Origin of the sequence: Pseudoflavitalea rhizosphaerae (assembly GCF_003991355.1) — a bacterium.
Lineage (GTDB): Bacteria > Bacteroidota > Bacteroidia > Chitinophagales > Chitinophagaceae > Pseudobacter > Pseudobacter rhizosphaerae.
Map to the genome: position 1 here is coordinate 232,850 of NZ_RCSU01000007.1, position 25,860 is coordinate 258,709.

At 46.9% G+C, this 25,860-nt stretch carries 20 protein-coding genes; 5 read left to right on the top strand and 15 right to left on the bottom strand.

Annotated elements, in window-relative coordinates:
• Nucleotides 1-468 carry an Imm26 family immunity protein gene (locus tag D9Y29_RS14200; RefSeq protein ID WP_127129241.1) on the top strand — a complete coding sequence of 156 codons (468 nt, stop codon included), beginning with the start codon at nt 1-3 and terminating at the stop codon, nt 466-468.
• Nucleotides 413-1,444: a DUF6263 family protein gene (locus D9Y29_RS14205; RefSeq protein ID WP_127129243.1), complete on the top strand. Its 1,032-nt coding sequence runs from the start codon at nt 413-415 to the stop codon at nt 1,442-1,444. The genes D9Y29_RS14200 and D9Y29_RS14205 overlap by 56 nt, the downstream gene beginning before the upstream one ends.
• Before the next feature lie 14 nt (nt 1,445-1,458).
• Here D9Y29_RS14205 and argH read toward each other — a convergent pair whose 3' ends face one another.
• The 9 genes from argH to D9Y29_RS14250 form a co-directional block, all read right to left on the bottom strand.
• Complete coding sequence (gene argH / locus D9Y29_RS14210) at nt 1,459-2,760, bottom strand: argininosuccinate lyase (RefSeq protein ID WP_127129245.1); 1,302 nt, start codon at nt 2,758-2,760, stop codon at nt 1,459-1,461.
• A complete protein-coding gene (locus tag D9Y29_RS14215; protein WP_127129247.1) occupies nt 2,757-3,830 on the bottom strand; it encodes a M20 family metallo-hydrolase in 1,074 nt (357 codons plus the stop codon). Before D9Y29_RS14215 ends, argH begins: the two co-directional genes overlap by 4 nt.
• The gene (gene argB, locus D9Y29_RS14220; RefSeq protein WP_127129249.1) at nt 3,823-4,608 is read right to left on the bottom strand and encodes an acetylglutamate kinase; all 786 of its coding nucleotides are present in this window, start codon (nt 4,606-4,608) and stop codon (nt 3,823-3,825) included. Before argB ends, D9Y29_RS14215 begins: the two co-directional genes overlap by 8 nt.
• Before the next feature lie 6 nt (nt 4,609-4,614).
• Nucleotides 4,615-5,586 (bottom strand): Rossmann-fold NAD(P)-binding domain-containing protein, encoded by a 972-nt coding sequence (locus D9Y29_RS14225; protein ID WP_127129251.1) that lies wholly within the window; start codon nt 5,584-5,586, stop codon nt 4,615-4,617.
• A gap of 8 nt (nt 5,587-5,594) precedes the next feature.
• Nucleotides 5,595-6,749 (bottom strand): aspartate aminotransferase family protein, encoded by a 1,155-nt coding sequence (locus D9Y29_RS14230; protein ID WP_127129253.1) that lies wholly within the window; start codon nt 6,747-6,749, stop codon nt 5,595-5,597.
• Nucleotides 6,750-6,770: 21 nt separating this feature from the next.
• Nucleotides 6,771-7,781, bottom strand: a complete 1,011-nt coding sequence (gene argC, locus D9Y29_RS14235) for an N-acetyl-gamma-glutamyl-phosphate reductase (protein ID WP_127129255.1) — start codon at nt 7,779-7,781, stop codon at nt 6,771-6,773.
• A gap of 2 nt (nt 7,782-7,783) precedes the next feature.
• Entirely contained in the window at nt 7,784-8,983 is a 1,200-nt protein-coding gene (gene argG / locus D9Y29_RS14240) for an argininosuccinate synthase (protein ID WP_127129257.1), read from the bottom strand.
• Nucleotides 8,984-9,001: 18 nt separating this feature from the next.
• The gene (locus D9Y29_RS14245) at nt 9,002-9,724 is read right to left on the bottom strand and encodes a GNAT family N-acetyltransferase (protein WP_127129259.1); all 723 of its coding nucleotides are present in this window, start codon (nt 9,722-9,724) and stop codon (nt 9,002-9,004) included.
• Between the two features lie 427 nt (nt 9,725-10,151).
• A complete protein-coding gene (locus D9Y29_RS14250) occupies nt 10,152-10,910 on the bottom strand; it encodes a phosphoglycerol geranylgeranyltransferase (RefSeq protein WP_127129261.1) in 759 nt (252 codons plus the stop codon).
• 925 nt (nt 10,911-11,835) lie between these two features.
• Here D9Y29_RS14250 and D9Y29_RS14255 point away from each other — a divergent pair.
• The 3 genes from D9Y29_RS14255 to D9Y29_RS14265 all read left to right on the top strand — a co-directional run bounded on the left by D9Y29_RS14255 (nt 11,836) and on the right by D9Y29_RS14265 (nt 17,275).
• Nucleotides 11,836-15,216, top strand: coding sequence for a vitamin B12-dependent ribonucleotide reductase (locus D9Y29_RS14255; protein ID WP_127129263.1), 3,381 nt, complete (start codon nt 11,836-11,838; stop codon nt 15,214-15,216).
• A 206-nt stretch (nt 15,217-15,422) separates the two neighbouring features.
• The gene (locus D9Y29_RS14260) at nt 15,423-16,526 is read left to right on the top strand and encodes a Fic family protein (RefSeq protein WP_127129265.1); all 1,104 of its coding nucleotides are present in this window, start codon (nt 15,423-15,425) and stop codon (nt 16,524-16,526) included.
• A gap of 17 nt (nt 16,527-16,543) precedes the next feature.
• Nucleotides 16,544-17,275 carry an SMI1/KNR4 family protein gene (locus D9Y29_RS14265; protein WP_127129267.1) on the top strand — a complete coding sequence of 244 codons (732 nt, stop codon included), beginning with the start codon at nt 16,544-16,546 and terminating at the stop codon, nt 17,273-17,275.
• A 51-nt stretch (nt 17,276-17,326) separates the two neighbouring features.
• Here the strand turns inward: D9Y29_RS14265 and D9Y29_RS14270 are convergent, their stop codons facing one another.
• From D9Y29_RS14270 to D9Y29_RS14295, 6 genes are all read right to left on the bottom strand, one after another.
• Complete coding sequence (locus D9Y29_RS14270; protein WP_127129269.1) at nt 17,327-18,148, bottom strand: hypothetical protein; 822 nt, start codon at nt 18,146-18,148, stop codon at nt 17,327-17,329.
• A gap of 124 nt (nt 18,149-18,272) precedes the next feature.
• Nucleotides 18,273-19,715, bottom strand: a complete 1,443-nt coding sequence (locus D9Y29_RS14275) for an MBOAT family O-acyltransferase (protein WP_127129271.1) — start codon at nt 19,713-19,715, stop codon at nt 18,273-18,275.
• A 27-nt stretch (nt 19,716-19,742) separates the two neighbouring features.
• Nucleotides 19,743-19,988: an acyl carrier protein gene (locus tag D9Y29_RS14280; RefSeq protein WP_127129273.1), complete on the bottom strand. Its 246-nt coding sequence runs from the start codon at nt 19,986-19,988 to the stop codon at nt 19,743-19,745.
• Between the two features lie 6 nt (nt 19,989-19,994).
• Nucleotides 19,995-21,734, bottom strand: coding sequence for an HAD-IIIC family phosphatase (locus D9Y29_RS14285; RefSeq protein ID WP_127129275.1), 1,740 nt, complete (start codon nt 21,732-21,734; stop codon nt 19,995-19,997).
• A gap of 645 nt (nt 21,735-22,379) precedes the next feature.
• Nucleotides 22,380-24,794 (bottom strand): hypothetical protein, encoded by a 2,415-nt coding sequence (locus D9Y29_RS14290; RefSeq protein ID WP_127129277.1) that lies wholly within the window; start codon nt 24,792-24,794, stop codon nt 22,380-22,382.
• Nucleotides 24,760-25,830 carry a hypothetical protein gene (locus D9Y29_RS14295; protein WP_127129279.1) on the bottom strand — a complete coding sequence of 357 codons (1,071 nt, stop codon included), beginning with the start codon at nt 25,828-25,830 and terminating at the stop codon, nt 24,760-24,762. The genes D9Y29_RS14290 and D9Y29_RS14295 overlap by 35 nt, the downstream gene beginning before the upstream one ends.
• Nucleotides 25,831-25,860: the final 30 nt, after the last annotated feature.

The window sequence follows — 25,860 nt, forward strand, 5'->3', positions numbered from 1 at the left end:
ATGCGAATTACACATAATAGTAAAGGTCATTTTTTCAGAATTCCAATAGATGAGAAATTTCATTCATACGGGAGGCTTGTAGCTCCTTTTACTTTTATAATATATGATTATAGGACTGATGTTGAGGAGATTGACCTTGAAAAAATAGCTCAGGCCGATGTGTTGTTTCATGCGGTGGTACACAAATCAGCCTATAAGGAGTGGAAAGTGATCGGGGTAAAAGAACTCGAAAATAAAATTGACCTAAATGAAATTGTTTTCTTTTATCAAAATACATATGACCTTTACAATTGCTCCAAAATCAGTTTGGATCAGTTAACTAATATAAAATGCAAACCCGAGGATTGCATAGGCTTGCAGCCTATAGTCATTTATGAACCGTTTCATATTCAGCGACGTTTAAAGTTCCATTATGAAGGCAAGGAGGATCCACAGCTTAATTTATTTAGGCTTCAGTTACCTATATGAAATTGATTTCAAAGAGTTAAAAGCTAATGGTTTTATGAAATTGTTTTTTCGGACAGCCCTGGCGTTCCCTGTTATGGTTTCCGCTTGTAAAGAAAGCACTAATTTAAAAAATGTAAAAGGTACTTCCGCTCAAAGTACGTATTCGCTGCGTTTAGAGCCTGAAGTTGGCCTACGCTACAATTACGATATCCTCAGCGAAAGCAAAACTACTTATGAAATAGGGGGCGAGGAAAAGGAAAGTGGCAACTCTATTAAGATGAATGTGTCTTATGAAACAAGTAAGGATTCAAGTAATAATTTACTTTTTCATATAACCTACAATCGCTTTAAGGCTAAAATTGAAACAGAAAATCAGGAGAGAAATCTCGATGCATCCAACACTTTAGTCGAAGCGCCACCTGCTGAAAAAATGTTCGCTGCTTTTAAAGGAGCACAGCTCAAAGCCGTCATTTCTCCCAAAGGAGACGTAAAATCACTTACAGGCCTATCTGAACTTTTCAAACATATGGAGCAGATTGCAGGAGACGACGAAGAGGCGTTATCTATGCTCAAAAACTCTGTCCAAAAAAACATGGGGCCAGAATACTTTCAAAACATTATCGAAAGCATGTTCAAATTATTTCCGGATTCAGCCCTAAATATTGGACAATCCTGGGAATTAGAAAATACTGTTAATAATGAGTTCAAGTCTTCAGTAAAATCGGTTTTTACATTACGAAAAATCTCAGATGGGATTGCTTTTCTGGATGTAAAAGGAGTGGTTGTGTCGAATGATGAAAAAGTTGCAGTGCAAGGTGTAAATGCACTAGTTAATTTGGAAGGAACCCAAGAGGGTGAAGTACAGATTGAAGAAAAGACAGGAATGCTATTACAAAGTAATTTGAAGCTGAAAGCTAAAGGGGCCATCGATGTGACGGCACGAAAGATACCGTTTACCTTTCAAACAAAGAACGAGGTAAAGGGGGAAAAGCAATAGGCCTCCCCTTCATTCTATGCAAACTTGTTGATGATATTAATCATTTCCTTCTCAATCTCATGATTGCACAAATTCCCCAAACTCCCCTCATGCGTATGATGTAACTGTTTCTTATAATCGAAATTGAACTTCCCTTCTTCAATATGATTCCCTACCTGCTTGTAAGCTTCACGGAAGGGAATGCCTTTGTTCACCAGCTCGTTCACGGCTTCCACGCTGAAAAGGTATTTGTATTTCTCATCGTCCAGAATTCCATCTTTCACACTCATATTGGAGAGCATAAGATGCATCATTTCCAGGCATGCTTTCAGTTCTTCGATAGCCGGGAAAAGAATTTCCTTGGTGAGCTGAAGATCGCGGTGATAGCCGCTTGGCAGGTTGTTCACCAGCAATGTGAGCTCATTGGGTACGGATTGTATGCGGTTGCATTTGGCGCGGATCAACTCGAATACATCGGGGTTCTTCTTATGCGGCATAATGCTGCTGCCGGTGGTGAGCTCCGATGGAAAAGAAATGAAGCCAAAATTCTGGTTGATATACAAACAGCAATCCATTGCCAGTCTGCTCAGGGTATTAGCGATATTGCCGATGCCCTGTCCGAGAATACGCTCCGTTTTACCGCGGCTCATTTGAGCGTACACGGCATTCCAGTTGAGAGTACCGAATTGTAAAAGTTCGGTTGTGCGTGTACGGTTGAGCGGGAAGGAAGAACCATAACCTGCCCCGCTTCCCAGCGGGTTCTTGTTTGCTACATAGTAAGCAGAGGATAATACAGCCAGGTCATCCACCAAACTTTCAGCATAGGCCCCTAACCATAAGCCAAATGATGAAGGCATGGCGATCTGAAGATGTGTGTATCCTGGTAAAAGAACAGCTTTATGTTTTTCGCTGAGGGAGATCAGCAGATCGAATAATTTTTTACTCGCGTCTTTGATGGCGAGGATCTCGGAGCGCAGGTAGAGCTTGATATCTACGGCCACCTGATCATTACGGCTGCGGCCGCTATGGATCATTTTGCCGGCTTCGCCGATGCGTTGCGTAAGCAGCAGTTCCACCTGAGAATGTACATCTTCCACATGCTCTTCGATGCGGAATTTGCCGTCTTTGATCTCCTGCAGGATATTTTCCAGTTCGCGTACTGCTTTTGTTGCATCGGGTTTACTCATCAGCCCAACTTCTCCGAGCATGGTCACATGAGCAATAGAGCCCTGCACATCGAAAGGCGCGAGGAGAATATCGAATTCCTTATCACGTCCTACCGTGAAGTGTTCGATCTGTTCAGATGTTGAAGTGCTTTCTTTCTGCCACAGTTTCATAATACCTGGTTTAAGAGATCAATGTATAATGCAATTCCATCTTCTATTTCTTCGATGTAGATGAATTCATCGGCAGTATGACTGCGCGCTGAGTCACCGGGGCCCATCTTCAAAGCCTGGAAGGGCATGAGGGCTTTATCTGAAGTGGTGGGCGAACCATAATAAGTCCTGCCAAGTTTGATGCCTGATTGCACCAGTGGGTGTTCCAACGCGATGCTGGTGGATCGGAGGCGCGTACTGCGGGGTGTTACTTCGCTTTGAATGTTTTTGCGTATCACGTTCAGTATCTCTTCAAAAGTATAGAGTTCATTTACACGAACGTCAACCACAAACCTGCACTGGGCGGGTACTACATTATGCGCCTTGTTATCGGTTTCAATTACAGTTACGGAGGTTTTTACAGGACCGAGTAATTCAGATACTTTCGGGAACCTGTAAGCGCTGAACCATTCGATATCCTTCAATGCCTTGTAGATGGCGTTCTCTCCTTCTTCACGGGCTGCATGTCCTGCGCGGCCATGAGAAAGTGCATCCAGCACCATCAGTCCGCGTTCTGCTACGGCCATCTGCATGAGGGTAGGTTCTCCAACAATAGCGCAATCGATGGGCGGCAATTCAGGCAATAATATTTCGATCCCTTCTCTTCCGCTGATCTCTTCTTCTGCGGAGGCTGCAAAGAGCAGGTTATATTTCAGATCGGTTCGGTTGTAGAAATGCAGGAAGGTGGCGAGCAGGCTCACCAGCGGGCCACCGGCATCATTGCTGCCGAGGCCGAAGAGTTTTCCTTCCTTAACTATGGGCGTGAAAGGATCGAGTGTATACCCTTTGTTAGGCTTTACAGTATCGTGATGTGAGTTAAGCAGCAGCGTAGGCTTACTTGCATCAAAATGCCTGTTGGCAGCCCATATATTGTATTTGAATTGCTTTGCTTCAATGCCTCGTTCTTCGAGGAATATTTTGAGGATGCTGGCAGTGTCCTGCTCTTCCTTACTGAAAGAGGGCGTAGCGATGAGTTGCTTCAGCAATTCAATCGCACTCTGTTGCAGTTCCTGTATCGAATGATTATTCATGTACGATGCTTGTGCCGGCTTTTCCGGCGATCAGTGCTGGCAGTTCTTCCGCTTTTCCGATAATTACTTTTCCTACGCCACTGCGGATGGCTGCAAAGGCATTATCCAGTTTCGGGATCATGCCTGCAAATATTTTTTCAGTTGATTTGAGTTCCTGGTAGAACCTGGGATCGATGGAGGGGATAACTGTGCTGTCGTCATTTGCATCCAGCAATACACCGCTTTTCTCGAAGGAGTAGATCAGTTGCACGTTATAGTGTTTGCTGAGTCCTTTTGCTGTTTCCTGTGCAATGGTATCTGCATTGGTATTCAGCAACTGTCCTTTGCCGTTATGCGTGATGGGGGCCAGTACCACCGTCATGTTGAGGCTGAGGAGGGCGTGCAACAGTTCTGCATTCACGGCGTCCACATCTCCGGCAAAGCCGTAGTCGATACCCGCTTTCTCGCGCTTATGTGCGAGGATGGCATTGCCGTCTGCGCCGGTGAGTCCGATGGCATTGCATCCATGTGATTGCAATGCTGCCACCACTCTTTTGTTGATATCGCCTGCATATACCATCGTAACGATCTTCAGCGTTGCTGCATCCGTGATACGGCGGCCGTCCACCAACTGCTGGGGTACGTTCATTTGCTCTGCAAGCTGTGTAGCCAGTTTGCCGCCTCCGTGTACAAGGACCTTCTTCCCGGACAATGCAGCAAAGGATTGCAGGAAGTCCGCCAGCTTCTCTGAATGGTCGATAATATTACCACCGATCTTAACTACGTACAGTGTTTCCAATATTGCTTATTTAGATTGGAGGATATTCGACAAAACCGCCTGCGCCGCCCAAACGCGGTTGGACGCCTGCTGGGTCACGATGCTGTTGGGGCCGTCAAGGATCTCATCACTGAGCTCAACGTTCCTTCTTACTGGAAGACAGTGCATCACTTTCGCATTGTTAGTGGTGCTCAACTTTTCGTTGGTGAGCATCCAGGCGGGATCATTGCAATAGATCTTGCCGTATTCGTTATTGAAAGTGCTCCAGTTCTTCACGTATACGAAGTCTGCGTCTTTGAGCGCTGCTGACTGGTTATGGGTGATGGTAGCGCCATTGGTGAATTTAGTATCCAGTTCGTAATCCTCCGGATGCGTGATCACGAAATCTGCATTGCCCCAGGCATTCACCCACTGGGAGAAACTGTTGGCAACACATTGTGGAAGTGGCTTCACGTGTGGTGCCCAGGTGAGCACGATCTTAGGTTTGCGGCCTGCCGGCAGCGGATTTGCTTTCAGCGTTTCCGTGATAGTGATAATATCGGTAAGGCTTTGCAACGGGTGCAGTGTTGCGCTTTCCAAACTCACTACAGGGATACCTGCATAGCGGATGAACTGACGGATGAAAAGTTCACTGTAATCGTCCTCACGATTCTTCAAGGAAGGGAAAGTACGGATAGCGAGGATATCGAAATATTTTCCCATGATCGGCGCCGCATCTTTTACGTGTTCTACAGTGCTGCCGCTCATGATGGCTTCGTCTTCAAATTCCAGCGCCCATCCTTCCTGACCAACATTGAAAACAATGGCTTCCATTCCGAGTTGCTGTGCCGCGATCTGCGTGCTCAACCTGGTGCGCATGCTGGGATTCAGAAAGAGCAGGCCAATACGTTTGTTGGCGCCCAAAGCTTTATCAACGAAGGGTTGTTGCTTGTAAGCCAGCGCCTGGTCCACCAGTGCGGGAATGTCTTGTACGTCTTCTGCGGAGATGAATTGTTTCATTGGTTATGTCAGTGAGCTGGTGAAGAAACCATGGATGCGATAGTGGCTTTGATGGCCATCAGGAACTGGTCAGCATCGTCTTTTGTCAGCGCCAGTGATGGCAGAAGTCGGATCACATTGCCCTTGGCTTCGCCGGTGAATATCTTGTTTTCCCAGAGTAATTTCTTGCGGAGATCCTTCAGGTGCTCAGGTACATCGAAGCCGATCATCAGTCCCCTTCCGCGAACATGCTGCAGTTCAGGGATCTGCTTCAGTCCTTCCATGAGGTAATTGCCCACTTCAGCGGCATTGGCCATCAGGTTCTCTTTTTCCATTATTTCCACCACGGCTAACGCTGCTGCACATGCGAGGTGATTGCCACCGAATGTAGTGCCGAGCATGGAATGTTTTGGCTGTATATCAGGAGCAATGAGGATGCCACCGATGGGGAAGCCATTACCCATGCCTTTGGCCATGGAATAGATATCGGCATTCACGCCTGCAAAATCGTGGGAGAAGAATTTGCCGCTTCTTCCGTATCCGCACTGGATGCCGTCTGCAATATACACTGCGCCATATTCAGTACAGAGGTTGCGGATCTTTTTCAGGAATTCGGGAGTAGCCACATTGATGCCGCCAACGCCCTGGATGCCTTCGATGATCACAGACGAGATCTCGCTGCCCTGCGCCTTGAAACAGGCTTCGAGTGCGGCTTCGTCGTTATAAGGTAGAAAGATGATGTTCGGGTTCTGGTTAACAGGCGCTACAATGGCAGGATTGTCTGTAGCCGCTACTGCCAAGGATGTTCTCCCGTGGAAACCTTTCTTGAAAGCGATGATCTTCTTACGGCCATTCACAAACGAAGCAAGCTTGAGTGCGTTCTCGTTGGCTTCAGCGCCGGAATTCACGAGGAAGAGCTGGTAATCTTCTTTACCGGAAAGCTTTCCGAGTTTGGCAGCCAGCTCTTCCTGCAGGGGCATACGAACGGAGTTGGAATAGAATCCTACCTTGTTCAGTTGTTCCGTCAATCGCGCCACGTAATGCGGGTGTGTGTGGCCGATAGAGATCACGGCATGGCCGCCATACAGGTCGAGGTACTGCGTTCCCTGGTCATCCCATACATTGGAGCCTTTGGCTCTCTCGATGGTGATATTGTTGATGGGATAAACGTCGAAAAGTTTCATTATGCTGCTTTTTCCTTTGTACTAAAAATAGTTTGCTTTCAGCCTGAGGCCTGCGCATTCATCCAGGCCGGAGATCAGGTTCATGTTCTGAACTGCCTGTCCGGATGCACCTTTCAGGAGGTTATCGATCACAGAGTGAACCACCAGTTTGCTGCCTACTTTCTCCAGCTGGATCACACATTTGTTGTTGTTCACCGCCTGTTTGAGGAAGATGGGCTCCTTGCTGAGGATGGTGAAGGGGGCATCCTGGTAAAAATCTTCATACAGTTTGTAGAGCTCTGTTTCGCTGAGATCACAATCTACCTGCGAGCTGATGAAGATGCCGCGGGTGAAATCACCGCGCCAGGGGATGAAGTTGAGATCGCTTTCCTTTTTTCCTTTTTCATTGGCTGCACCGAATCCGGGTTGCAGTTGAGCAAGGCTTTGGGAGATCTCTTTCACATGCTGGTGCGTGAGCGTTTTGTAAGCACCGATATTATTGGCCCTCCAACTGAAATGGCTGGTGGCTGCGAGGCTTTGCCCTGCGCCTGTGGAACCGGTAATACCGGTGGTATTGATCTGTTCCAGCAGACCGGCTTTGGCCAGTGGTAACAATCCAAGCTGGATGGCCGTGGCAAAACAGCCTGGATTGGCGATATTGGTCGCGTTGCGGATGGCTTCCTTATTGAGCTCGGGAAGGCCATATACAAATGCCCTGTTATCGATGGTATGATTAGGCAGCAGGCGGAAGTCCTGCGACAGATCGATGATCTTCACATGGGGAGCGATGGTGTTCTCCTGGAGGAATTTCCTGGCTTCGCCATGACCAACGCAGAGGAAGAGTACGTCGATATCCTGGCTGAGATCTGCGGCAAACACGAGTGGTGTTTCGCCTACGAGGTCCTGGTGGATGGAGCTGACGGGTTTTCCTGCGTTACTGCGACTATGGATGAACGATATATTGGCATTGGGGTGGTTGATCAGCAACCTGATCAGTTCACCGCCGGTGTAACCGGCTCCGCCAACGATACCGATACTGATTTTTGACGCCATGATTATTGCTTGTTTTCTTCTGTTACTGCATTCCAGATAGCTGTCTGGTTACCGAAGATCTTGGAGAATCCTCTCACGTCTTCGCCGCTCCAGCCGTTGTTCATTTCTCCGTACTTGCCGAATTTGCTGCTCATAAGATCGAATTTGCTTTCGATACCGATGATCTGGAATCGGTAAGGCGCCAGGTGAACATACACATCACCGGTTACATTCTGTTGTGCATTTTGGAGGAAGGCTTCGATATCGCGCATCACCGGATCGAGGATCTGACCCTCATGAAGCCAGTTGCCGTAGAACTGCGCCAACTGGTCTTTCCAGTTGAGCTGCCATTTGGTGAGCACATGTTTTTCAAGTGCATGGTGTGCTTTAAGGATAACCATTGGTGCCGCCGCTTCAAAACCTACGCGGCCTTTGATTCCGATGATGGTATCGCCTACATGGATATCACGCCCCACTCCGTAAGCGCCGGCAATTGTTTGCAGGTATTGAATGGCTTCGGCAGGATGCGCGAATGCTTTTCCGTCGATCGCTTTCAGCTCGCCTTTCTCGAAAGAGAGTTTCACTTCGCGTTCTTCTTTGGCAGTAACTTGTGTGGGCCATGCTTCTTCAGGGAGCATGCCTTTGGAGTTGAGGGTTTCTTTACCGCCAACGCTGGTGCCCCAGAGGCCTTTATTGATAGAGTACATGGCTTTGTTGAAGTTCATATCAACGCCCTTACCCCTGAGGTATTCGATCTCTGCTTCGCGGCTCAGTTTGAGGTCTCGGATGGGAGTGATGATCTCCACGTTGGGGATCATGATATGGAAGATCATGTCGAAACGCACCTGGTCGTTACCGGCACCGGTAGAACCGTGGGCAACAGCTTCTGCGCCGAGTTTCTGAACATGTTCTGCGATGTGGACGGCTTGTACAAGTCGCTCTGCACTCACGCTCAGCGGGTAGGTATTGTTCTTGAGTACGTTTCCGTACACGAGGAAGCGAATGATACGGTCGTAGTACGATTTCACGGCATCCACAGTGGTATGTGATTTCACACCGAGCTTGTAAGCATGCGCTTCGATCTGTTTCAGTTCTTCTTCACTGAACCCGCCGGTGTTCACAATAATGGAATGCACTTCATAACCTTTATCTTCTCCGAGATATTTAACGCAGTACGACGTGTCAAGACCGCCGCTGAATCCGAGTACAATTTTCTTTGCCATCGCTTTCTTCCAAATGGTTTAAAAATTAAAGATCTGTTGAAACAGTTTTTTTGATTTGTTGGCAGGTTTGCCGTCTTTGTCTTTACTGTCTTTATTAATGAAAGGTTGCAGGAATTTCCACTGTTTGAAACGGAGGAGTCTTTCCAGCACAGTTTTCTTTTCTTCAAAGAATTCTTTTGTTTCCTGGGGCTGGTAGTGATCTTTGGGATCGAAGAGCATGGCGGTACACATGCAATTCTTTCTCTCTTTGCTCATGAGGATCTCATAGTTCACACAGCTTTTGCAGCCAGCCCAGAATGCTTCGTCCTGGGTGAGCTCGGAATAGGTAACGGGCTCGTATCCCAGTTCGCTGTTGATCTTCATCACAGCAAGACCGGTAGTGAGGCCGAATATCTTGGCATCAGGATATTTCTGCCTGGAGAGATCGAAGATCTTGCGTTTGATCATCTTGGCCAGTCCGCCCTTCCTGAAGTTGGGAGAAACGATCAGTCCCGAGTTTGCCACGTATTCTCCGTGCCCCCAGGTTTCGATATAGCAAAAGCCGGCCCATACGCCATCCTGGTTGAAGGCGATAACGGCTTTTCCTTCACGCATTTTCAGTTGGATATAATCTGGGGTTCTTTTAGCGATGCCCGTTCCTCTTGCTTTGGCAGAGGAAGCCATTTCATCACAGATAATCTGAGCAAAGCTCAGATGGGATTCATCGGCAATAAGAACCTGGAATTTTTGTTGAGTTTCCATTTATGGCTCTACAATAAAAAGGGTGAACAATGACGAGACAATTCAGATGATGCATTGAAGGAACGCAGGATTACCCGCCAGTGGCCGGGCTCGCATAGTTCCAATAAAAGATCAGGGGGAATACTATGGTGATTGAGTATCAACGTCGTACATGGACGGGAACAGGCTGAAAGTAAAAAACTGTACGGAGCTGTACAGGAAAAATCCCACGCACTATAGTACTGGCAGTAAGTGCCAGAACATCAGCGAGTGTATAGTGGAGATTTTTTTGCATTTCTCTAATAGATGTACTTTGAACTCAAATTTTTTATCAGCACAAATGTAAACACGTTTTTTGGTTTACACGGGTTTTTAAGTGTAAAATTTTCGTTTACATTTTCCTGCCCGCCTTGTGGGGCCTGGAGGCAACAGCTTCAAAGGCAGCCTTTTATTTGCTGATTACGGGGATGGAGTGGATAGCAGCGCTCATTTCTCGGATCAGTCCCGCGTCCTTTTCGATGGCATTGCCGATCACGATCACGTCTGCCCCCGCCTTGCAATTGCGGTAAGCCTTCTCAGGATCTGTAATACCACCGCCAATCACGAGGGGGGCCTCAATCACTTTCGATACATTTTCGATCATGCTTTCGGTGATCGGTCTTCTCGCGCCGCTGCCGGCATCCATGTAGATAAGTTTCATGCCCAGCATCTCGCCTGCCATGGCTGTACACATGGCAATTTCATTCTTATCTGCCGGAATAGGTGTTGCATTGCTGATATAACTTACGGTAGTGGGAGCTCCGCCATCGATGACCATATAACCGGTGGAAATGATCTCCAGCCCGCTTTGCTTCACCTGTGGTGCAGAAATCACGTGCTGCCCGATCAGTAATTCCGGGTTACGACCTGAAATGAGCGAAAGGTATAAGAGTGCGTCCGCATGCCTGGACAACTGGGAGGGGGACCCCGGGAATAATACCACGGGAATATTACATTCTTTCTTTACCTGCATTACCACCTCATCGAGGTGATTGGAAACAACGAGGCTACCGCCGATCAGGAGATAGTCTACGGATGCGTCCATTGCCAGGGTTGTTAATTCAGTGATCTTTTCTACGGTCACTTTATCCGGATCAATGAGAACGGCAAACGATTTATGTCCTTTCGCTTTCTGTAAGAGTAGTGATTGGTAAATACGATTCGTCATGCCTGTGCTATTGGATCTATGCAAAAATGCGAAAACTTTTCCGTAATAACGAGGGGAGTTTTAACTCTCTGTCAGGGACATATGAATTTCTATTATTCTCATTTAGGTTGGGGGTGGCCGATTGGGGGTGTTGGGGTGGGCTGACAAAACAAACCAACGCTTTTTTGGGTTATTTGGGTTCTGGCAGGAGGGATGGGCAGTGGAGCTGGGATGGGCTGTGGGGCTTTTGTTTTGAAGGCCCTTCCCAACACCTCCAACCGGCCACTGGGCACTATGAGTGGGCTGGATGGATTTCAAAAAATTCTTATGTCCCTGCAGAGAGTGGGTGGTGGGGGATGGTGGTGGTGCAGCAGGGTGGATTGTTTTTGAGAGCGTGTGTTACTAACATGGTGGGATATGCGGTGGAAAAGTGGACAATTGTTGCCAGCTGTATTAAAGCATCATTAAGTTTTAGGGAAATGATAAAATACCCAATTGCAGTATGTCGATTCAGAGATGCCAGATAAATCCTTACTACAATTAATTTGTTGAGGATTAATATTTCGGGTGATCAATACTGTTAGTATTTGATTGTGGTACCAGATTTGAAGAGAAGGATTTTCACTGCATAAAAAAATGCTGCGGCGGTGGTAAACAAATTCCTGGAATAGCTGTAATTCAATGGCCATTTGGCATAACCGGCATGGGGATTGAATTAGTGCGATATATATAATACAGAATTCTATGATGAAAAACAAAAAAAAGTTTGCCAGGTTCCGGCCGGAAATGCCTCAAAAATCCAGGAACGCAATGCCAGTAAGCGATAGCTAATTTTTACATCTCTTATCCACAGTTTGTGCATATTTAGAAGTCCGGATTTTGGATTCCAAAAGATACTTTCGTTTTCCTCATTCACTATAATCATTAACGTTTAATTTCTAACCTTATGACGAATAAAAAGCAATCTGGCAAGGGTTTGCAGTTCAGCCGTCGCTTTACCCGGGAGGGTACCGATGTGTTCGACCTGTTCGAGTACGATTATCGTACCTCCGTGATCCGCAATCCAAGCGGGGAAGTGGTGTTTGAAATGACCAATGTAGAGGTACCGAAACAGTGGTCGCAGATTGCTACAGATATTCTCGCCCAGAAATATTTCCGCAAAGCTGGAGTTCCCCAGACCGATGGCTCAACAGGCCGCGAAACCTCGGTGAAACAGGTTGCCCATCGTATGGCCAACTGCTGGCGGGTATGGGGCGAACGTTATGGTTATTTCGCAACATCCAAAGATGCACAGGTCTTCTATGAAGAACTGGTATACTGTATCCTCAACCAGTCTTGCACGCCCAACTCTCCCCAGTGGTTCAATACCGGCCTCTTCGAGAGCTATGGCATCAAGGGCAAACCACAGGGCCATTATTATGTGGATCCGGTGGATGGTAAACTCAAGAAATCAACTTCAGCATATGAACGCCCCCAGCCACACGCCTGCTTCATCCTCAGTGTGGAGGACGACCTGGTAAATGATGGTGGTATCATGGACCTCTGGATGCGTGAAGCGCGCATCTTCAAATATGGAAGCGGCGTAGGTACCAACTTCTCCCATATTCGCGGAGAAGGTGAAAAGCTTAGCGGCGGCGGCACTTCCAGTGGGCTTATGAGCTTCCTGAAGATCGGCGACCGCGCTGCAGGAGCTATCAAGTCCGGCGGCACCACCAGGCGCGCAGCCAAAATGGTCTGCCTGGACCTCGATCACCCGGAAGTGCTGGACTTCATCAACTGGAAGATGGAGGAAGAAAAGAAAGTGGCCGCCCTCATCGCCGCCGGTTATCCCAGCGATTATGAAGGCGAGGCTTATCGCACAGTGAGCGGACAAAACTCCAACAATTCCGTTCGCGTCCCCAATGAGTTCTTCACCAAACTGGAGAACAATGAAGACTGGGAGCTGAAAGCGCGTACAGATGGCCGTGTGATGAAGAAAGTGCCGGCCCGCGAAGTTTGGAACCAGATCGCTTATGCCGCCTGGCGCTGCGCCGACCCCGGCACACAATACGATACCACCATCAATGAATGGCATACATCTCCCAAAGGTGGTCGTATCAACGCTTCCAATCCCTGCAGCGAGTATATGTTCCTGGACAATACCGCCTGTAACCTGGCTTCCGCCAACCTCCGCAAATTCTACGATGAGAACACAAACGTCTTCGACGTTGAAGGGTTTGAATATACATGCCGTCTCTGGACAGTAGTACTGGAAGTGTCTGTACTGATGGCGCAGTTCCCATCCAAAGAAGTGGCGCAACTGAGCTATGATTACCGTACTCTCGGTCTCGGATATGCCAACTTAGGCTCCATGCTGATGGTGATGGGCATCGCTTATGATAGTGAGGAAGCCCGCGGTATTGCAGGTGCTCTCACGGCTATCATGACTGGTATCGCCTATAAAACATCCGCTGAAATGGCCGGTATCCTCGGACCATTCGATCGTTATAAAGAGAATGCAGAAGATATGATGCGTGTAATGCGCAATCATCGTCTGGCTGCCTATGATGCAGATGAATATGAGGGATTGAGTGTGAAACCTGTTGGCATAAAAGCAAAATATTGCCCGGACTACCTGCTCAAAGCCGCTACCAAAGCCTGGGATGAAGCGGTTCAGTTGGGCGAGCAATATGGTTATCGCAATGCACAAACTACGGTGATAGCGCCTACTGGAACTATCGGCCTGGTAATGGATTGCGATACTACCGGTGTTGAGCCTGATTTCGCACTGGTGAAATTCAAGAAACTTTCCGGTGGCGGTTATTTCAAGATCATCAACCAGTCTGTTCCGACGGCTCTCAAAAATCTCGGTTATGGACAGAAAGAGATCGAAGCCATTGTGAAATACGCTGTAGGCGCCGGTAACTTTGCAGGCGCTCCGCATATCAATCACCAAACACTCAGTGAAAAAGGATTCATTGCCGAAGAGATCAAAAAACTGGATGCAGCCGTGGGGTCTGCTTTCGAAATAGGTTTCGTATTCAATGTTTATACGCTCGGAGAAGAATGCCTGCAACGCCTCGGTTTCAAACCTGAACAATATTTTAACTTCGAATGGAGCCTGCTGGAAGCGCTCGGTTTCACTGATGAGCAGATAGAAGCAGCCAATGATTATGTTTGCGGAACCATGACCGTTGAAGGCGCACCATATCTCAAAGCCGAACACCTCCCGGTATTCGATTGCGCCAACAAATGCGGCAACAAAGGACAGCGCTATATCCATGCACATGGGCATATCCGTATGATGGCCAGTGCACAACCCTTCCTCAGCGGCGCCATCTCCAAAACCATCAACCTTCCCAACGAAGCAAAAGTGGAAGAGATCGCCGATGCTTATATGATGAGCTGGCAACTGGGCCTCAAAGCCTGCGCCCTCTACCGCGATGGCAGCAAACTCAGCCAGCCCCTCAGCAACAAGAGCGACAAGAAAAAGAAATCGGAAGAAGATACTACTGCTGTAGCAGAACAACAACCTGTAGCCGAACAGCAACAGGAATCCATGATCGTTGACATGAGCAAACTCACGATCCAGGAGCTGCTTGATGAAGTACAGAAACGTGTACAGGCTTCTCCCGATACAAAACTGAAACGCCAGCTGGCACGTATCGTAGAGCATAGAACGCTGCCGGCTAAACGAAGAGGCTATACGCAGAAAGCCAAGATAAACGGACAAACCATTTTCCTCCGCACCGGAGAATATTCAGACGGAACTGTAGGTGAGATCTTCATCGATATGGCTAAAGAAGGCGCCACCATGCGCAGCATGTTGAACTGCTTTGCCATTGCAGTGTCTATCGGCCTTCAATATGGTGTGCCGTTGGAAGAGTTCGTGGATAAGTTCGTGTTCACCCGTTTCGATCCCGCGGGAATGGTGGACCACCCGAATATCAAGAGCACTACTTCGATTGTGGACTTTATCTTCCGCGCACTAGCATACGAGTACCTGAAACGTTCAGACCTGGTGCATGTGCTGGACAGACCCGAAGTGATGAACACCGGTACAGATGATTGGGATGAAATTCCAACTTCGCTGGAGTATGATAAAACAATACCAGAGTTGAGTGATGTTCGTGTGGTGGCATCGAAGTCCGGGTACAAAGCACCGGAGCCGGAGCCATCAAAGAGCCGCGCAGTGAAGGCTGAAACAGGTGGTCTCGATGCAATGAACGCAGCTGCCAAGAGTATGCAAAGCGATGCGCCCGCCTGCAATACCTGTGGTCATATCACTATCAGGAGCGGTACTTGCTACAAATGCCTGAACTGCGGCAATAGCATGGGCTGCAGCTAAACTTAATGTAACCTCTGCAAATAATGACCCGTCAGGAAACTGGCGGGTTTTTTATTGATAATGAATGAGATAGGTGACTCTGAGCCGATTAGCCGAGTTATTCGGCTCAAATTTTAATAATTAATGAGCCGATTAGTGTGAAAACGAGTCAATAACTGGCTCAAAAAATACCTAAATTTGAGCCGAATAACAATTTTATTCGGCTCATGATCTATAATTGGCAATTGTCGGATTGGCTTGATTTCAAGTTTGATCTCCATCCTGTTGAAGATATCCTACTTCAGTTTGCAAGTGAAACGGGTGATGTAAGTGGGATGCTTCGTGCATTGCCTGATAATGCAGCCCAGGAAGCAGTCACCCAAACATTGATTTCTGAAGCTATCAAAACATCTGCTATAGAAGGGGAATTCTTCAGCAGACAGGATGTTGTGTCTTCTATTAAAAATCGGTTAGGCCTTAATGTTACACCGGAAAATGTTAAGGATAAGAAAGCGCAGGGAGCGGCAGAGTTGGTAGTAGATGTGCGTAACAGTTATGCGGAACCACTCACTGAGGATAAATTATTCGAATGGCATAAGGCTCTCCTGAAGCAGAGCAAGCATATAAATACAGGTGCCTGGAGGAAAGATGATGAGCCGATGCAGGTGATCTCAGGAACGATTGGCCGGGAGACCATTCATTTTGAAGCCCCGCCATCGGCCCGTGTTCCTGAGGAAATGAACCGGTTTATCAATTGGTTCAATGATACAGCACCAGGTGGCAAAAAAGAAATCAAAAATGCACCTGTTCGTGCAGCAATAGCTCATTTGTATTTTGAAAGTATTCACCCATTTGAAGATGGCAATGGACGTATTGGCAGAGCAATTGCAGAGAAAGCATTATCTCAAACTATAGGGAGACCAGTGCTGTTGAGTCTTTCTGCTACCATCGAGCGTAATAAAAAAGACTATTATACTTCAATTTCAACTGCTCAAAAAAGTAATGAGATTACGGATTGGATCATTTATTTCACAAAGGTTGCCTTGAAAGCTCAATATGAAACCAAAAGCATGATCGAACTCATATTGAATAAAACAAAGTTTTTCGACAAATATAAAAATAGCCTTAATGAACGTCAATTAAAGGCCATCAACAAAATGCTGGAAGCCTTACCCGAAGGTTTTGAAGGTGGTATGACGGCAAAAAAATACATGAGTATCACCAGGGCCTCTAAAGCAACTGCCACCAGGGATTTGCAGGAGCTTTCCGAAAAAGGAGTATTATTATCTCAGGGCGGCGGAAGAAGCATACACTATAACCTGAATATTTAACCGAAAACTGATCGGCTATGTCTCCACTACAGGCATTGAAGGAATTGCTACAGGATCAATTCACATCAGAGGATGGGGAGGCGTTCAAAGCTACACCGCACAAAGGGCTCAGCGCAACTGAGATCGATGCACTGGCTCAACACCTGCCGGGATTAAGACTGCCGGATGAGATCACAGAGCTGCTCAGGTTTGCTTCAGGATTCGATTGCGAATTCTTTGAAAGGATCAGCTTTATCAACGTGGATGGATTTGGCCTGGAACATTTCTTTCCGAATATTGTAGAACTGGCTGGAGATGGACTAGGTAATTTCTGGCTCCTTGATATCGACTACCAGGGCAATTGGGGACCTGTCTATTATACCTGCCATGATCCGGCAGTGATCATGAAGCAGGCAGAGAACCTCACTGATTTTATTCAGCAGGTGCATGGGTATCTCCGGTCGAATAATGAATCGGTTTTCAGAAAATTATATGAACACAAACCATATGAGATCTGGAAACAACCGGATGGAGGATTCATTACAATAGAAAAAGCGAAAACATCGGGAGATAAAATTTTGAAGGAATTCGCCGGGCAGCTGCCTCCGGACTTTATGATCGCTGATTTACGGAATAAGCCTGCGGGCGCAGGTTTCGCCTGGGGAAAATATTATTCCATCATGGATAAAGAGATCCGTTGCAAGGATCATCCCCTCTGGGGCATCCAACCAAAACGCAAGGGATTCTGGAGCCGTTTGCTTGGAAGATAAAATGCACAAAAAAGCCCGGAAAACCGGGCCTTTTCATTTGTATGCTAAACTTTACTTTGCCGACTGTTTTGCTATGTATTCGCTAATGAATTTCTGCGTTGCCAGTTCTGCTCCTTTCTTGTTCAGGTGTCCCTTCGTTCCAAAATATTTGAAATCGTAGTTGAGATAATCTCCCAGGTAATAGTATTCCATTCCTTCTTGCTGGCAATACGCATTGAAATCGGCGAGATGCTGTTTGGCTTCAGTTGAAGTATCTGCGCGGCCCAACGGTAAAGTAAATAACACGGGAGTGATATTGTTGTCTTTACAAACCTGAATGATCTTTTTGAAATATTTGTAACCCGCTCCTGCCTCTTTCAACTGGAAGTCCAGGCTCACGGTCATGGTATCCGTATTGTCGTAGTGATTGCCATAATCGTAACGCGAGCCGCAGGTGGTATCGAAATCCGGCTTCATGTAATGTCCCCAGGTATCAGCAAAGATATGCGGGCCCCAGTAGTAATTGTATTCAGCGTATTTCCACATGGGCACGTAGCGGTCGAAGTACCATTTAATACCATAAGGTTTGTAGAAATTGAAGACTTCAGGATAATTCATGTAAGGCATCATGCGGCCATCGGCGATATCTGCGAGCACTTCGGTATTGATGGCGCTGGGATTATCGATACAGAAAAATAGTGTTGGCGTTTTGTTCTTGTTCCTGTTGAAAAAGAGGTCTGCCAGCACACTCTGAGTGCCAATCAGGCTGCCGTCCAGGGAAATATTGATCCCTTTCTTTTGGAGCATGCTGTCTGCTACGGCTACATCAAAGCCAACGTATGCGTGGGAGGCACCCAGCACCACGTAATCGTACTGCTGTAGCTTCTTCTGCATGATCCATTGGGTTTTGTACAGCATGGTGCTCTGGTATCTTTTTTTCCATCCAGAAGTGCAGCACAGTGGCGATCACTGCCAGTATAATCAATCCTGTGATAACATATTTAGGTCTCATGATCGCTTAGAATTGAAAGTAAATAAAGCTTTGTGCGTTCTTGAAAGAACCAAAGAAAATAAACAACAGGAACATATATCCGAATACCGCGTAGCGGAGTTTGATATTGCCCTCATATTTTTCTTTCCATTTTTCGTTTCTCCAGAATTTCTCCAGGACCAGGAAATTGATCAGTACAAACACGCCTACCAGCATTGAGTAACGGATAGCAGCGGTGAATGTAGGGAACTGAGAGATGAAATCTTCCCAGTTGAAGATCCCTTTGATTACCCGGAATGCGGTGGCGAAGGAATCGGCCCTGAAGAAGATCCATACAAATTGCAGGAAGAGGAAAACCAGCAATTGACTGAGGCCGTTGTTGAGCCAGAGCGGCATCTTGCTGAATGTTTTCTTTCTCCATTTCTTTGTCCAGAACTCATAGCTCATGGCAATGCCGTGCAGCAGTCCCCAGATGATAAATGGCCAGCCGGCTCCGTGCCAGAGTCCGCTCATGAAAAAGGTGAAACAGAGCCCGAATACCACGGCCCATTTTCCCCAGTCGCGGCGATTGATCACGATCGGCGTATACAGGTAATCGTTAAACCAGGTAGATAGCGAGATATGCCATCTGCGCCAGTAGTCGGTAATACTCTTTGCCTGGAATGGGAAGTTGAAGTTTTTCATCAGCGTGAAACCCATTACCCTGGCCGATCCCAACGCAATGTCCGAGTAACCGGAAAAGTCGCAGTAGATCTGGTAAGCAAAGAAGAAGGTACCGATGAATACCCAAACGGTATTGTATCCGTAAGCGCCACCGTACATGGCATCCACCACAATGGAAAGCCTGTCTGCGATCACCACTTTTTTGAAAAGCCCCCATATCATGAGACGCAGGCCGCTCATCACCCTGTCATAATCCCAGTACATTTTCTGGTGCATCTGGTGGAGAATATTCTGCGGGCGCTCGATAGGGCCGGCCACCAGCTGCGGGTAGAACATCACATACAATGAATAGATCCCGAAATGTGTTTCCGCCTTCTGATTACCCCTGTATACTTCGATGGTATAGCTCATCGCCTGGAAAGTATGGAAGCTCAGACCGATGGGCAGGATGATAGTCAGGTACGGTATCTGGTTCTCGTATCCGAAAAGATTGCAGAGGCCGGTGATGTTATCATTGATGAAGTTATAATATTTGAACACTGCCAGTACGCCGATATTTGCGATCAGGCTGAGCACAAGGAACCGTTTCCGTTGGGCCTGTGTTTTGGCGGACTCGATCCAGATACCTGCGTAATAGTCGATCACGATGGTAAAGCCGAGGATCAGGATGTACTCCGGTTTGAAGAACATATAGAATCCGCAACTCGCAATCAGCAGTAAGAGCCAGCGCCACTTATGGGCCAGGCTGAAATACAGGGTAGTGACAAAAACAAAAAATATCAGGAACTCAATCGAATTGAATAACATTCATCCGGTTTAAAGGGTTTACAGATACTAAGCAGCCAGTTTGGTCTTTACGGCATTGGTCATATCGCCCACATTTTTCCAGCTCTGGATCTCGGAGGCTGTGAATTTTATTTTGAAATGTTTTTCAATGGCTACTACCAGTTGGATATGATACAGGCTGTCCCACTCTTCGATATCGGCGGCGGTGGTTGTTTCCGTGAGCCTGATATCCTCATTGTCCAGTACGTCTACAAAGATCTCGTTCAACTTTTCCAGAATCTGTTGCTGTTCCATATTGTATTATTTTCTTTTGATGTATACTTTTTTATCGTTGGGGTATTGATCAGCGATCAGTGAATAGAGGTTATCTCCGCTATTGGCGAAGCCAAGTTTGGTATAATGTTCTCTCACCAGTTCGTTCTTTTTGGTAGGGATATATTCCCCGGTAATTTCAGAGAAGCCTGCTTCTTTGGCTAGAGCCAGGATATTCTGCAGCGTGAATACTTCCATCCCTCTTTTCAGTACGCGGCAACTCATGATCCAGCTGTCAACAAAGAGTGTATTGTTTTCCTTTTTTTCCAGGATCACAAAAGCGATCAGGCCATAATCGCCATAAATATCTTTCAGGGAAAAGCTGAGCGTGAGGTGATCCGGCGATTGTGCGATGCGCCTGATGTCTTCTTCAGTATATCTTACAGTACGCAGATTGAACTGGTTACTACGCTGTGATAACTGCGCGATACGTGGAATACTAAAATTATCGAAAGGCTTCACTTCGCATTCCATGCCCAGGCTGGCGAGGAATTCATCTTCATTGGCGAAGCTTTTTTGCAGGGTGTTGCGATTGGCTTCTTCCTGGTATTGTTTGGTGCGTTGTTCATCCTCTTCCGTGAAACTCGCAGTTTCGAAGAGGTTGAGCGTACGCAGGTAGGGCATGTATTCTGCGGGGTCTTCGGGTAGATCGGGAACAGTGATATCGGGGATATTCTGTTTTACCATTTCCCTTTCGAAAGGATTATCGTCCAGGAACACCATTGAATCGAAACCGATATTGAGGATGCCCTGGATATGCCGGATATTGTCCACTTTTGTTTCCCAGTTGGCAACAAAAACGGCGATGTCTTCCAGGCGGAGTTTCATATCCGGGTGACTGATGAAGGGCTCCCTGGCGATGCTTTCTGTATTCTTGCTGCAAACGGCAACGATGATGCCGCGCTTTTTGAGCTCTTTTGCCCAGAGTTGAAGATCCGTGAAAGCCTTGCCCAGACCGAGATCCCCGATCTGAATGCCTTCCATGCCATCATCTCCGATGATGCCGCCCCAGGTAGTATTATCGAGGTCCAGGATCAGGCATTTCTTGAAGCTGCCTGCAATGGCCTGGATCACTTTGTGCAATTGCTCAGCCAGGTCAGGAAGCATATCGATGCTGAAAACCATGTCTGCGCTGATATACATTTTGGCATCGGTGAGCTGGGAATATCCTTTCTGCGTAACAAGAGCGGCCAGGTCTACAAGGAACAGGTTTTTGGATTCCTGTGCAAGGTCCATCAGCCCGATATTGGTCTTGCGCAACTGGTATAAGAAAGATGAATTTGTTTTTGTACTGAAGTTTCCAAAAACGCCATCGTTAAGTTCAGGAAAGGTATTGAAGATCACCCGGGTCTTCAGCTGACTGTTGATCTGCTGGTAGATATTTTTCGCATAAGCAGCCTGGTTAGTACCGAACTGTGCTTTTTCTTCGCCCGGGAGGGAATAGAATTTCTTCAGCAGTTTTTCGGAGCTGCGAAGTATGATCACATAATCGGGCTTGCTCTCATATAGTTCAGAGCCTGGGTCGAAGACCTGCAGGTCTATCTGGTTATAGTCTGCTTCAAAAATATCGTAATGGATGCCTTCTGCAATGCCGTAACCTTTGAGGGCCTGGTGAATGAATTGTGAGGCAGAATCGGCTACGATCGCAACCCGAATGGTCTTCAATCCATCAAGGGGCTTCTTCAATAATTTCTTCAGTGCAATAAAACTCCGGTTATCAGGTGCCATATGCTATGATTCAAATGTCGGATCACGATTATTTGTAATATCAACAACAGGAAGACCTATAGGAATTTTCTATGCTATAACTCAGGAGTATGCTGAAATATTGCAAGATTAAAGAGGTGTTGCCTGTATTAGCATTTCATGGTATAGGAGATTAATGAAAAGGCTATTCTATAGGCTATCAGCAGGCTGCGAAGATAATATATAAGAACACAAGGAACAAATGGAGGCTTTAAAAAGCAGGGTGATTGGGGTGTTTTGCCCGTATCCGGCCAGTGTTTTGCCTCAAAATGAAATTTTGGCACATTTTCTGGGTATAGCAGTTGCATTATCTGGACAGTGCGTTTAGGTTTAACCTTTACCCTTAATAAACCCAAACCGGACGGTTATGAAAAAACTCCAATTACTGGCGCTAATTGCGCTGGTGCTATTCGCTTCCTCCTGCAATCGCTACATTACTACTTATGAAGCCGCAAATGGAAAGGCTAAATGCGGGAGGTATATTAAATAGCTTCTCCCAAACTGCAAAATCTTACAGACATTAATCATTGAACCTTACTGGTATTTGTCAAATGTGGTTGACAGGTATCAATAAAAACGCGCGGCCTGAAATATGGCCACGCGTTTTTTATTGGTTCAGGTGATCTCTTATTTCACCTTTCTCACAAAATCTTTCAGGTAGCTACAGGTGTTCACTGCTTCCTTATAAAAGGCGGTATTGCTGTATTGCTTTGCCAGCGTTGTGAAATGCGGGCTGGACATCATCTTCTTTTGTTGGGCAAGTTTGGCCCTTTCGTATTCATCATAGCTGGTATTGCGCCCCCATACAGGTCCGGGTATCTGCTTTTGCTCGCATTTGGCAACCATGAAGAGACTGCGGGCCTTGAAGTTGGGATCCTTGCTCAGCGTATAGGCCTGCTGGTAATGGTCCCTTGCTTTGAAAACGCCATAGTATTCTTTCTCTCCGGGCTTCAGCGAAGATTGGTCGGAAGGGAAAGTGGCGCCACCACCCCAGCCATATTGGGAGAGGATCCAGCTATTGCCCCAGTAGCTCATGCCGTACATGCCTTTGGCCAGTTCATAGTGCAGTTGCGCTTTCTTTTCCGGGTCACTGGCTTTGGCGAGATCACGCTCCAGTTGCATCATCTTTTGTGTGAAGCTGAGCTTGGTATACTTCTTCGTGTCTTGCGGAGTAGGCGCATGCGTGTCTTCTATCAGGTCTGCAAAAGGATTGGCCGTGAGATAAGTGCTATAGGGTTCCTGTGCATAGTAAGAAGCCGGGATCTTTGCAAACCATTTTTCGGCTTCGGCAAACTTGAACTCGCGGAGCAGGGCTGTGCCGGTAATATCGTTCACATCGTCTTTGTTGAAGGTATTATGGCTCACCATGAATTTCTCCAGGGTGTTTAGTTTGGAGTTGTTCATCAGCGTGAACAGTTGTTGTATCTGACCGGCTGAAAGATCGTTGCGCAGCATGCTGGTTGAGCTCAGCCAGAAGCCCCATCCCTCTTTCACGTATGTTTTTTGCACCCACTCTGCTGTACCTACGCAAAGCAGGTATTTCACCTGGTCTGCATTGTTGAGCTGCTGGTAACGGGGTGCCAGGATATCAGAGAAGATACGGCGATAGAATAACGCATAGTCGTTACTGGTAGCAGCTTTCTTTTCCAGCCATTGTAAAGATGGGAAGATCTGTTCTTCAAAACTTCTATCGATACTGGGCTGACTGTTGATGGCCAGCAGCAGGTTGGTCATGGCCCATTGGTCCTGCAGTTGGGAAGAGAGACTGATCTTTTTTGCTTCATCAAGTTGCCTGCGTGCGCCTGCATAGTCTTTATTGATCAGCAGGGCGTGGGCGGCAGCTACAGAGAAGAGTCCTTTGTTGGTTATGTTTTTTTGTTTGGCGGCATCCTGGCAGAGTGTTACAAAGGCGGGGATTGTTGCTTTCCAGGAGTTGGTGGCCTTATCTCCTTCATCACCATAATATTGACGGATGGCGAGGGGTTCTTTCTTCTTCGCTTCTGTTTCGGGTGTGAAATAATTATCCTCCAGTTTGTTCAGTTCGCGGATCAGAAGGATCTCCAGCATGGGCGAGTTGGGCGCCATTTTCCGGATCGACTGAAGTGTTTTTAATTCGCTGCGATCACTACCCAGTGCAAAGAGGCCAAGTACGTTTGCGCGCTCTTCATCAGTTTTGCAAAGCGCCAGAACTGCCTGGCGGTTCTGCTCATCGAATCTTTTCACAGACCAGTCGAAGCTCATGTAATTAGAAACGCGCATCACTTCATTCCTGGTGAAGAGCTGGCTGAAGAGATACGCACCTTCATTCTTTTTACCGGTGCGGGTGAGCGCTCCGGCTTTGAGCGAAAGGCTCATGTCCTGCAATATACTTTTGGTGGTATTGGGTTTCACCAGTTGATCGTAGTGGAGGATGGCTTCATCATAACGGCTGGCATAATGCGCCAGCCTTACAACCTGGTAGGCGTAGCGGAGCCTGATGAATTCATTTTTTGCAACGTTGTATAGTTGAAGGCCGTTCTTCTGGAGTTTGGCCATTTTCTCCTTGTCTCTCGCGATGGGTTCCCATGCGCTCCAACTGCCGGTAACATTGGGTTCCACCTGTTTGGCATACATGATGTACCCCAGCGCTTCCAGGTCTTTGCTCTTCATGAACCAGTTGGTCATCCCATTTTTTGAAATGGAATCCGGCAACTGGAGCGGCTGGTTCTTTTCCAGGTGGTAGTAGAGATTGGAGAGATGCCTGCGATCATATTTCACTACAAAATCAATGGCATCTTTCTTCGTAAAACTGTTGTTGCCGTAACCAACCCATTCAGCAGCGGTAACATCTGAAGTGGTAACGGGTTCTTTTTCTTCATACAGGAACTGTACATCGGTGTAGTAGAAAGGCGAATATCCCTGCACGTTACTATTGTTCTTCGAGAAGAAGCTTACATAATAATCATAGGGATCTGAATCACCTCCGGCACATCCAATGATGTTGTAGGGGAAGCATACAGCAATAGCATTAATGCAGACTAAGAAAAATAGTTTGTATTTCATGGGTTGAATAGTTGTCCAGCGTTATTGAATCGAGATGATAAAGTGATAATGTCAGTTTTTCGTTCCTGATCTTTTCTTTCAGGATCCGGGCCGACCTGAGAATATCGCCAAAGTTACTATCTTCCTGCCTGATCAGATCATCTTTGTGCAGATCATATCCGAGCAGTACTGTGTCTTTCAGCAAACGGTACAAATTTCCTTCCCTGTTAGTGAGTAATTTACTGTCAAGGTTTTCCGTGGGTAAATTCTGTATCAGACCTGCATATTCATTTTTTCTGAACAACACTTTCCAGTTGAAAATTGGAAGGGCCACATCGAGGTCAAGCGGGTACTCGTGGAGATTACTTGTATATTTTCCCATTTCTTCCGGGTCCAGGATAGAGTTCCTGGTCAGCGGGTTTTTGAGATTGCCCATATTGTAACACATGAGCAGTCCGCGGTCTACCGGGGGAACGCCGCTTTTGAGCTTGTATTTGCATTGGTAGAGCCGGATGGTGGCGGAAAGTTGCTTTCCCTGGAAACCGGGATGCTCCTTCAGTTTCCGCAATAACAAAAAATAGCGGTCGCGGGTGGTGGCGGTCCAGTCGCAGTCGATCTGGATTTCTTTTACAGGTACTGAGGAAAGTTCTGTGGCCCTGATGCTTTCTATCAGTCCTGCAATCTGAACGGCAGTGGAGATCACAGCGTTTGAATCCAGCATCATCATAGTTTCGTTGGTGATGAAAACTGTGGGCACGAGTTCTATTTTTCCGGATGATAACAATCTGCGGGTACTGTCGCCAAATTGTACTTTGGCTGTAGGAATGGCAGCTTGTTGTGGAGCATTCCAGGCCACATCGAAAAACTTCACATAAAGTTTACCTGCCATTTGCAGTGCGGTCTGTTCTTTTGTATTGAGTACAGCCTGCGATTTCCAGAAATAAAATGCCGGAGTAACGCTGTGATGTTGCTGAGATCCGTTGCAACCTGCGGCTACAATAGCCAATAGACCTGCCAGAGCTGCTATTGGCAGGTATTTATATCTAGTGAAATTCATGGTTGCCCAAAAGTAAATTGTTTTTTGGGT